Raw genomic sequence first — 8037 nt, 5'->3', positions numbered from 1 at the left:
GGGATGCGAATGATCGCCCGGGGCGAAAGCCGCCGGCTGCGTCAATACGTCCGTGATACACGGCCACGGTCGAAGGCGTGCACAAGATTGGAACACGTCTAGAATCCGAACCACTAGAAATATTGTTCACTCCACTTGATCAAGATTAGCGAAGTTGCCGGAAACACTCTTGCGACATCATCAGGAATATCCTATCCCGATGTCGTGGCGGGCGAGGTTGCTGCGTACCATACTGCGGATGCGAGCGACGGGGTGAAGCAGCGGATCTGATCCCTGTACCGGGCATGGACCCGAACGGGAACGTTCGGGGTGCCGGTCACCGTAGGCTCATCGCTTTCAGGAGAGTTTTTCCAGATATGAACGACATCGAACATTCTGCGGACTATGTCGAACTCACCGTCGACATCGTGTCGGCCTACGTGAGCAACAACCCGGTTCCCCCCGGCGAACTCGCCCAGCTCATCGCGCGCATCCACGGCGCCCTGACCCAGGTGGCGAGCGGCCAGGTCGAGACCAAGACCCCGAACGCGCCGCTGCAGCCGGCGATCTCGGTCAAGAAGTCCATCACGGCCGACCACATCGTCTGCCTCGAGGATGGCCGGACCTTCAAGTCGCTCAAGCGCCACCTGCGCGCCAAGTACGACATGAGCCCCGAGCAGTATCGCGCCAAGTGGGGCCTCCCGCCGGACTACCCCATGGTCGCCCCGAACTACGCCAAGGCGCGCTCGGACCTCGCCAAGGCGATCGGCCTCGGCCAGACCCGCAACGGAAACTACGACGAAGCCGCCTGATCGGCGTCCACCGTCACATCGCCGGTTCCGTGCAGAGCCCCACCGAGGGCCGCGCGGGACCGGTTTGTCCACAGGCGCGCCAGCTCAAGCCGGGATTGGGCGTCAAGTCTTGATCTAGGATATTTTTCCCTTATCATCGTTCGACGGCACCCGAAGCCGCGACCGTGCGTAATGGAACATATCATGAACACGACTCGGAACATCGTCGCGATGGGCACCGGCCCGGTGCGTCGCAGGCCGGCCACGCTGAGCACCGAGGCGTCCCGGCTGCTCCGTGCCCTGTCCCAGGAGGGGGCCTACGCGCTGGCCGACCCGGCCGAGGCGGAAGGCTGGATCGTGCGGGAGGGCGGGGCCGGGATCTCCCTCGGGGGCGGGCGGTTCCGGCAAGCGGCGGGGGCGGACCTGCTGGCGAACGACCTCGCGGAGCAGGCGGGCGGGCGCCGGGCACGCCTGACGATCAGCCCGGCCGGACGGGCGCGACTGCGCCGGGAACAGGCGGGCGCGCGCAGCCCCTATCTCGCCCAGCATCTCGACCTCGTCGGCGACGTGCCGGAGCCCGACCGCCCCGTGCGCGACGCCTCCGAGAGCCCGCTCGCCTGGATGGCCCGCCGGCGGGACCGCGACGGGGTGCCCCTCATCGACGCCGCCTGCTTCGAGGCGGGCGAGCGCCTGCGCCGCGACCTCACGGTGGCCTCGCTGATGCCCCGGATGGGTCAGGACTGGAGTGGCGTCTCGGTGGACGGCTCGGGCCCGCGCGACCCGAGCGCGGGCTCCGACGCGATGCTGGCCGCGCGCCAGCGGGTGCGCTCGGCCCTCGGTGCCGTCGGCATCGACCTCTCCGGCCTGCTGATCGACCTCTGCGGCTTCCTCAAGGGTCTCGAACGGATCGAGGCGGAGCGGCGCTGGCCGGCCCGCTCGGCCAAGGTCGTGGCCCGGATCGCGCTGGCGCGGCTGGCCGAGCATTATGGCCTGGAACGCGAGGCGATCGGCCCCGATCGCGGACGCATGCGCCTCTGGCGCGCCCCGGAGCCGCCGGTGCATTCGCGGGGTTGATACCGGCTCCGCTACATCGCCCAGGCCGTCTTGGCCGCGACGCACACTCTCTCCCGAAGGACGGGAGCGTTCGCGCCGGGCCCCGTCAGGCCGCGAGGCGGACCGCGTCCCGGTGGATGCGTTCCGCCATGGCGCGCACGCCGTTGGAGCGCTTCGAGGTCAGGTGGGCGCCGAGGCCGATCTGCTTGAAGACCTGGAACACGTCGACCTTCTCGACCTCCTCGGGGGTCTTTCCGTCGTGGAGCGCGATCACCAGGGCGATCAGGCCCTTGGTGATCACCGAATCGCTCGTTCCCTGCAGGTGGAGGCGGGGCGGGGCCTGGGAGGGGTCGACCCGGGAATCCACCCAGACCTGGCTCTCGCAGCCATGGACCCGGTTCTCCTCCGTAAGGAGTTCCTCCGGAAAGGCCGGCAGGGATCGGCCGAGCTCGATCAGGTATTCGTAGCGGTCCGTCCCCTCGTCGAGGATGCCGAAATTGTCGATGATCGTCTCGATGGGCGGAAGCATGGTCGGGGGCGAGCTCGTGTCGGGGCGGGGCGTCCCCCCGCATATAGGCCGCGCGCGGGCCGGTGCGACCCTCAGGTCGAGGCGCGCGCCAGGACCTCGGGGAGTTGCAGTTCCAGCGGCTCGCCCGCCGTTCCGACGCCCCGCACCGCGATCTCGGCCTGGGAGGCGTAGGCCGCGATCAGGCGCGGCCCGAGATTGGGCACTTCGAGCTTGCCCGGTGCGACGCCGGCGCCGGGGCCCGAGACGATGCTCAGGCGCACGGGGCCGCCCGCCACCGCGTTGATCCGGATCTCGATGCCGCACGACACGGTCTCGGCGGTGGTGTCGAGGCATTCGGACACCACCTCGGCCACGATCATGCCGAGGGCGTTGGCGGTGCGCGGCTCCACGAGGCTGGTGCCGGTGCCCCCGACCACCACCCCGATGCGCCCGGCCCGGCGCAGCTGCCCGAGTCCGGAGGCGAGCCGGTGCAGGTAGTCGCGCAGGTCGATGGAGGCGATGTGGGGGGCTTCGTGCAGGTGCTGCTGCACCAGGGCGATGGCCCGCACGCGCTGGCCCAGCGCCTCGAAGCTGCCCCGGCAGGGGGCGGGGGCCGCACGGCCGTAGAGGCCGATCAGGCTGACCATGACCTGCAGGTTGTTGCGGACCCGGTGGTAGACCTCGGCGAGCAGCGCTTCCTTCTCGACCAGCGCGCGCTCGGAATGCTCCTCGGCATGCTTGCGGTCGGTGATGTCGAAGCAGGTGCCGAGGAAGCCGACGAAGTCGCCGTTCTCGCGCAGGGGCTTGGCGGTGTCGAGGAGCCAGCGATAGGCCCCGTCGTGGCGGCGCAGGCGAAACTCGGCGGTGAAGGGCTCCTGGGCCTCGAAGGCCTTCGCCACGAGGGCGGCGTGGCGTTCCAGGTCGTCCGGGTGCAGCCCGCGGCGCCAACCGTGGCCGCGCTCCTCCTCCAGCGACCGGCCCGTGAAGGCGAGCCAGGATTCGTTGTGGTGGATGGCGGCCCCGAGCGGATCGGCGCGCCACATCATCAGGGGCACGAAATCCGCGAAACGCCGGAACTCGCCCAATGCCATCCCACTCACCGATGCCGCCTCGGTCGACGGTGTGTCCGCGGCCATGATACTCCGATCCACCGTTTTCAGCGCCGGCCCGCCCATGGCCAGCGCCGGTCAACGTGCCGGGGGTGGCCCCGTTCCGATCCTACGTTGTGAACGCGGTGCATGGCGCCGGGCTGCGCGGAGGCATGCGATCCGTCGAGCGACCGAATGCCGCTCAGAGCATGCTGGGCAGGATGCGATCGGGCGGGCGGTGCCCATCCATGAAGGTCTTGATGTTGATGATGACCTTCTCGCCCATGTCGACGCGGCTCTCGTGCGTCGCCGAACCCATATGCGGCAGCAGCACGACCTTGCCGGCGCGCGCCAGCTTGACGAGGCGCGGGCTCACCGCCGGCTCCTGCTCGAACACGTCGAGCCCGGCGCCCGAGATGTCGCCGGCCTCGATGAGGCGGGCGAGCGCGGTCTCGTCGATGACCTCGCCGCGCGCCGTGTTCACCACGACGGCCTCGGGCTTCAGGAGCTTGAGGCGGCGGGCCGAGAGCAGATGGTAGGTGGCGGGCGTGTGCGGGCAGTTCACCGAGACGATGTCGACGCGCGCCAGCATCTGGTCGAGGGATTCCCAGTAGGTCGCGTCGAGGTCGCGCTCGATCTGGACCGGCACCCGGCGGCGGTTGTGGTAGTGGATCGACAGGCCGAAGGCCTTGGCCCGGCGGGCCAGCGCCTGGCCGATGCGGCCCATGCCGACGATGCCGAGGCGCTTGCCTGTGATGCGGCGGCCGAGCATCCAGGTGGGCGACCAGCCCGTGGTCCAGGCGTCCTCCGGGATGATGCGGGCGCCCTCGGTGACGCGCCGGGCGACCGCCAGGATCAGCGCCATGGTCATGTCGGCGGTGTCCTCGGTGAGGACGCCGGGGGTGTTGGTGACGGTGATGCCGCGCTCCAGCGCCGCGGCGACGTCGATGTGATCGACGCCGTTGCCGAAATTCGCGATCAGCCGCAGGTTGGGTCCCGCCTGGGCGAGGAGGCCCGAATCGATCTCGTCGGTCACCGTCGGCACGAGGACGTCCGCCTCGCGCAGGGCCGCCATCAGGGCGTCCGGCGCCATCGGGGCATCGTCGGTGTTGAGACGGATCTCGAAGAGCTCGCGCATGCGCGCCTCGACGACTTCGGGCAGACGCCGCGTGACGACCACGAGCGGCTTGCGCTTCAACGACGACATGCACCCTCCCCGCGAACGATGCCGACCGTGCCCGCGGGTCGGGCAAGGCCGGTTTCCGGCTCGATGCCCGACGCGGATGACGGCGCCGCCAGCTTACCGCGCGTTAACCACGTACCGGTCAAGACATTCGAGACGACCGGGCGAGACGACCGGGCCCGCAGCCGAAGGCTGTCGCGACCTCGGAACCCTCTCAATCGTATGGGCCTCTCTACCAGAGAGACCGCGGAACACAATGCACGCCGGGGCCGGTCGTCACCCATCGACCGCACCGGCCAACGCCAAGGACACCGGACGATGCGCGCGCCTGCCCTGCTTCCCATCGCCGCCGCCCTCCTGTGCGCGGGAGTCGTGTGCGCGGGACGCACCGAGGCCGCTCCCGCCCCCGGCGCCGGGCCGGAGGTCGGGCTCGGCCCGGTGACGAAGCTGCCGCTGCCGCGCTACGCCAGCCTGAAGACCGACCGGGTGAACCTGCGCGAGGGCCCCTCGAAGGATCACCGCACCCTCTGGGTGTTCCAGCGGGCCGGGCTGCCGATCGAGATCGTGGCGGAGTTCGAGACCTGGCGCCGCATCCGCGACTCCGAGGGCACCGAGGGCTGGGTGCTGCACTCGCTGCTCTCGGGGCGGCGCACCTCCATCGTCAGCGCGGGCCAGGGCGGCGACAAGGCCCCGGTACCGCTCTACGCCAAGGCCGATGCCGGTTCCGGCGAGGAGGCCCGCCTGCAGGCCGGCGTCATCGGCAGCGTCAAGTCCTGCACCGGCTCCTGGTGCCGCGTCGTCGTCGCCATGCCGCAGAAGCGCGGCGACGTCGACGGCTACATCCGCCAGGACCGTCTCTGGGGCGTCTACCCGAACGAGAAGGTCGAGTAGCCGGGCGCCCGACCGGCGCCGGGCTCCTCACACCTCCGGGGTCGGGAACACGTCGGCCGAGACCACCGCGCGCGAGCGGGGAATGGGCCGGATCCCGGACGCGCGGAACCAGCGGACCAGCGCGAAGCCGGCAAGCGCCGCCGCCGCGACGGTGACGCCGGGACGACGCCGGACCGCGGCATCCACCTCGTCGTAGAGCTCGCTGAAGGTCCGGTGGGCGATGCCCTCGGAAAACTCCGCGATGCCCTCCGCCGCCTCATCGAAGAACGCCTTCACGTTCGGCTGTTCGGAAAACCCCGATCCGCTGGCGCGAATGGCCTCCGCCACGTCGGAGACGATCCGGGCGGCATCGGCCTTGCGCTTCTCGGCATAGCCTGCTGCCTCGTCGCGGATCGTTCCCGCCAGGTCGCCGCGCCTCGACGCCGCCGAACCCGGCGCCTGATCCTGACCAACATCGAGCATGTGCGCGCCTCCCTCGCCCTGCACCATCCGCATGGCGCAATAGCAACCTGAAGCGACGCGGGCAGTTCCGGAGGCCGTACGATCCGACACGCGCAAGGTCTCGCACGGACAAAACCTTGCGCTTGCGGGCGCACCGCGCCGCAAGACCCGGCGCAGGGCTTTCCGCACGCCGGCGATCCTCGAACGCCGTGGCGCGGGGTCTCGCGGTTACACGCCGATTCCGAAGCGGCGATTGATGCGCGTCACCGCCCAGACCGTCCCGATCGCCGCGCAGATCCCCCAGCCCACCTCGAACACGCGGGACGCGAGCATCTGCTGCGGGGTGCCGAGATGCGGGACGAGGAGGATGATCGTGGCCGTGATGCCGGCCAGTCGCGCGGCGCTCGCGACATTCACCAGCCAGCACGCCAGGATCGAAAGCAGCACGGCCGCCATGTAGCTCGCGATGCCGGGTCCGGCCGCCAGATAGATGCAGAGCCCGATCACGCCGCCGATGGCGGCGCCGACGAACTGGTCCCGCGCGACGGAGCGTGCGGCTCCGAATTCGGTCTGCGCCACGGCGAGCGCCGTGATGGCGGCCCAGAAGCCCTCGTTGAGGCCGAGAGCCTGCGTCGGCAGGTAGGCGATGACGGCCGCGATGGCCGACATCACGCCATGCGCGCCGCCCCGCGTCAGCCGGTGGCCGAACGGCAAACGCTTTTGAAGGCGCGCGAGTTGGTCTGCCAACCATCCGATCCGCGTCCGGTCGCGCTCGACGGCGCGCGCGGTCCCGGCCCGCGACCGGACGTCGTCCCGATCGCCCGTTTCGACGGGGCCCGCTGCCATCCCGTAGCCCTCATCGCCACAACCGTCTCGACCTAACAAGCAGGCGCGATGCGCGGTTCGCGGCTCACGGTCCCTCGGCAGGCCACCACCCCCCACTGGCATCCCACGAACGTCGGGCGGGGAGACCTGCTCCACTCGGGACTTGCTCCGCTCAGGACTGCCGCATGAACGTGTCCGGCGTGCCCGTGCCCTCGGCGACGAAGCGGATGTCGCGCGGCTCGCGCCGGGGCGTGTCGACGGAGAGGAACACCATCGGGTGCTCCAGGATCTCCGGCACCGAGTGGACGACCCCGCGCTTGAAGAAGACGAGCTTGCCCGGGCCGACCTCCACGGGCGCCTCGTCGCCGAACCGCATCAGACAGCGTCCGGACAGGACGTAGAGATACTCGTCGCAGGAGGCGTGGCTGTGCGGCGGGGTCGGGCTGTAGACCCGGAAGACCCGGGCGCTGGCCGCCGGATCGTCGGTGAAGCGATGATCCGCCACCATGGTGGCGGAGGTCTCGGGCAGGCGACGGGCATATTCCCCGACGTCGAAGACGCCGTGCGCCGTCAGGCCGGCCTCGCTGGTCGCATGGGTCGTGGCCTCGGTCCTGGCGTCGGTCATGGGACGGGTCTCCTCCGGGTGGCTTCGTTCGGCCGAGAGATTACCCGAAAAACGGTCCGGCCGGACCCATCCCGACATCGTGCCGGGGCAGGCGGCAGCGGCCGCGCGGCGGCCATTCCAAAACATCGCGCGTCGTTCGCGTCGGCTGCGGATTAACGGCGATCTTCATACGTATTGACCATCGCAGTTCCACGTTGGAATAAGTAAAAAACATAGATCTTGCAGTGAGATAACGAATCCTGCCAAGACGTCGGACGGTTGCTGGCAGCAAATAACGTCTGCCTCGCGAAACCTCTCGCGTCTTCCTACGAAATGGTCTTGGCCGTGCTCGGTTCTCTGTTTGATTTTTCTTCTCGCGACGCTGGAGATATCGTGCAGCGCGGATTGATGCTGACACTGCTCTCCGGTGTGGCCTGGGCCGGATTCGCCCCCACGGCGACGCGGGCGCAGAACGCCAGCGACACGGTGACCCTCGACACCCTGTCGGTGGAAGGCGTCGGCATCGGCCGGAACGCGGCGGGCAGCCAGCCCGGCGGGGCCGTCGGCCCCGTCCGGGGCTACGTCGCCACGCAGAGCCGCGTGGCCACCAAGACCGACACGCCGATCCTGGAGACCGCCCAATCGATCTCGGTGATCGGGCGCCAGCAGATCGA

Annotated in this window: 9 protein-coding genes and 1 pseudogene; 4 read left to right on the top strand and 6 right to left on the bottom strand. The window is 69.8% G+C overall.

All coding sequences use genetic code 11. From position 1 onward, the window contains the following. Positions 1-356: 356 nt before the first annotated feature. Together JWQ05_RS20225 and JWQ05_RS20220 are read left to right on the top strand one after the other, a co-directional pair. On the top strand, positions 357-791 hold the full coding sequence (locus JWQ05_RS20225) for a MucR family transcriptional regulator (RefSeq protein WP_299662538.1): 435 nt from the start codon (positions 357-359) through the stop codon (positions 789-791). Positions 792-1001: 210 nt separating this feature from the next. Then, on the top strand, positions 1002-1844 hold the full coding sequence (locus JWQ05_RS20220) for a DUF6456 domain-containing protein (protein WP_299662540.1): 843 nt from the start codon (positions 1002-1004) through the stop codon (positions 1842-1844). A gap of 85 nt (positions 1845-1929) precedes the next feature. Here the strand turns inward: JWQ05_RS20220 and JWQ05_RS20215 are convergent, their stop codons facing one another. The 3 genes from JWQ05_RS20215 to JWQ05_RS20205 form a co-directional block, all read right to left on the bottom strand. Continuing rightward, a complete protein-coding gene (locus JWQ05_RS20215) occupies positions 1930-2352 on the bottom strand; it encodes a SufE family protein (protein WP_299662536.1) in 423 nt (140 codons plus the stop codon). Positions 2353-2423: 71 nt separating this feature from the next. Beyond that, the gene (locus JWQ05_RS20210; protein ID WP_299662534.1) at positions 2424-3467 is read right to left on the bottom strand and encodes a sensor histidine kinase; all 1044 of its coding nucleotides are present in this window, start codon (positions 3465-3467) and stop codon (positions 2424-2426) included. A 154-nt stretch (positions 3468-3621) separates the two neighbouring features. Continuing rightward, positions 3622-4626, bottom strand: a complete 1005-nt coding sequence (locus JWQ05_RS20205; protein WP_299662532.1) for a D-glycerate dehydrogenase — start codon at positions 4624-4626, stop codon at positions 3622-3624. A 294-nt stretch (positions 4627-4920) separates the two neighbouring features. On the opposite strand from JWQ05_RS20205, the gene JWQ05_RS20200 reads away from it, so the two are divergent. Beyond that, positions 4921-5493 (top strand): SH3 domain-containing protein, encoded by a 573-nt coding sequence (locus JWQ05_RS20200; RefSeq protein ID WP_299662530.1) that lies wholly within the window; start codon positions 4921-4923, stop codon positions 5491-5493. Between the two features lie 27 nt (positions 5494-5520). Here JWQ05_RS20200 and JWQ05_RS20195 read toward each other — a convergent pair whose 3' ends face one another. The 3 genes from JWQ05_RS20195 to JWQ05_RS20185 form a co-directional block, all read right to left on the bottom strand. Then, complete coding sequence (locus JWQ05_RS20195) at positions 5521-6045, bottom strand: hypothetical protein (protein ID WP_299662527.1); 525 nt, start codon at positions 6043-6045, stop codon at positions 5521-5523. Positions 6046-6162: 117 nt separating this feature from the next. Then, a complete protein-coding gene (locus JWQ05_RS20190; RefSeq protein WP_299662524.1) occupies positions 6163-6681 on the bottom strand; it encodes an FUSC family protein in 519 nt (172 codons plus the stop codon). Positions 6682-6931: 250 nt separating this feature from the next. Further along, complete coding sequence (locus JWQ05_RS20185) at positions 6932-7384, bottom strand: cupin domain-containing protein (protein ID WP_299662521.1); 453 nt, start codon at positions 7382-7384, stop codon at positions 6932-6934. A 387-nt stretch (positions 7385-7771) separates the two neighbouring features. Between JWQ05_RS20185 and JWQ05_RS20180 the strand changes: the two are divergent. Further along, positions 7772-8037: pseudogene (locus tag JWQ05_RS20180) on the top strand (TonB-dependent siderophore receptor); the annotation flags it as partial.

It is taken from the genome of Methylobacterium sp. (assembly GCF_028290105.1).
Classification (GTDB): Bacteria; Pseudomonadota; Alphaproteobacteria; order Rhizobiales; family Beijerinckiaceae; genus Methylobacterium.
Note: the sequence above shows the minus strand (reverse complement) of the source record. Positions and strands in the feature narration are given on the sequence as shown.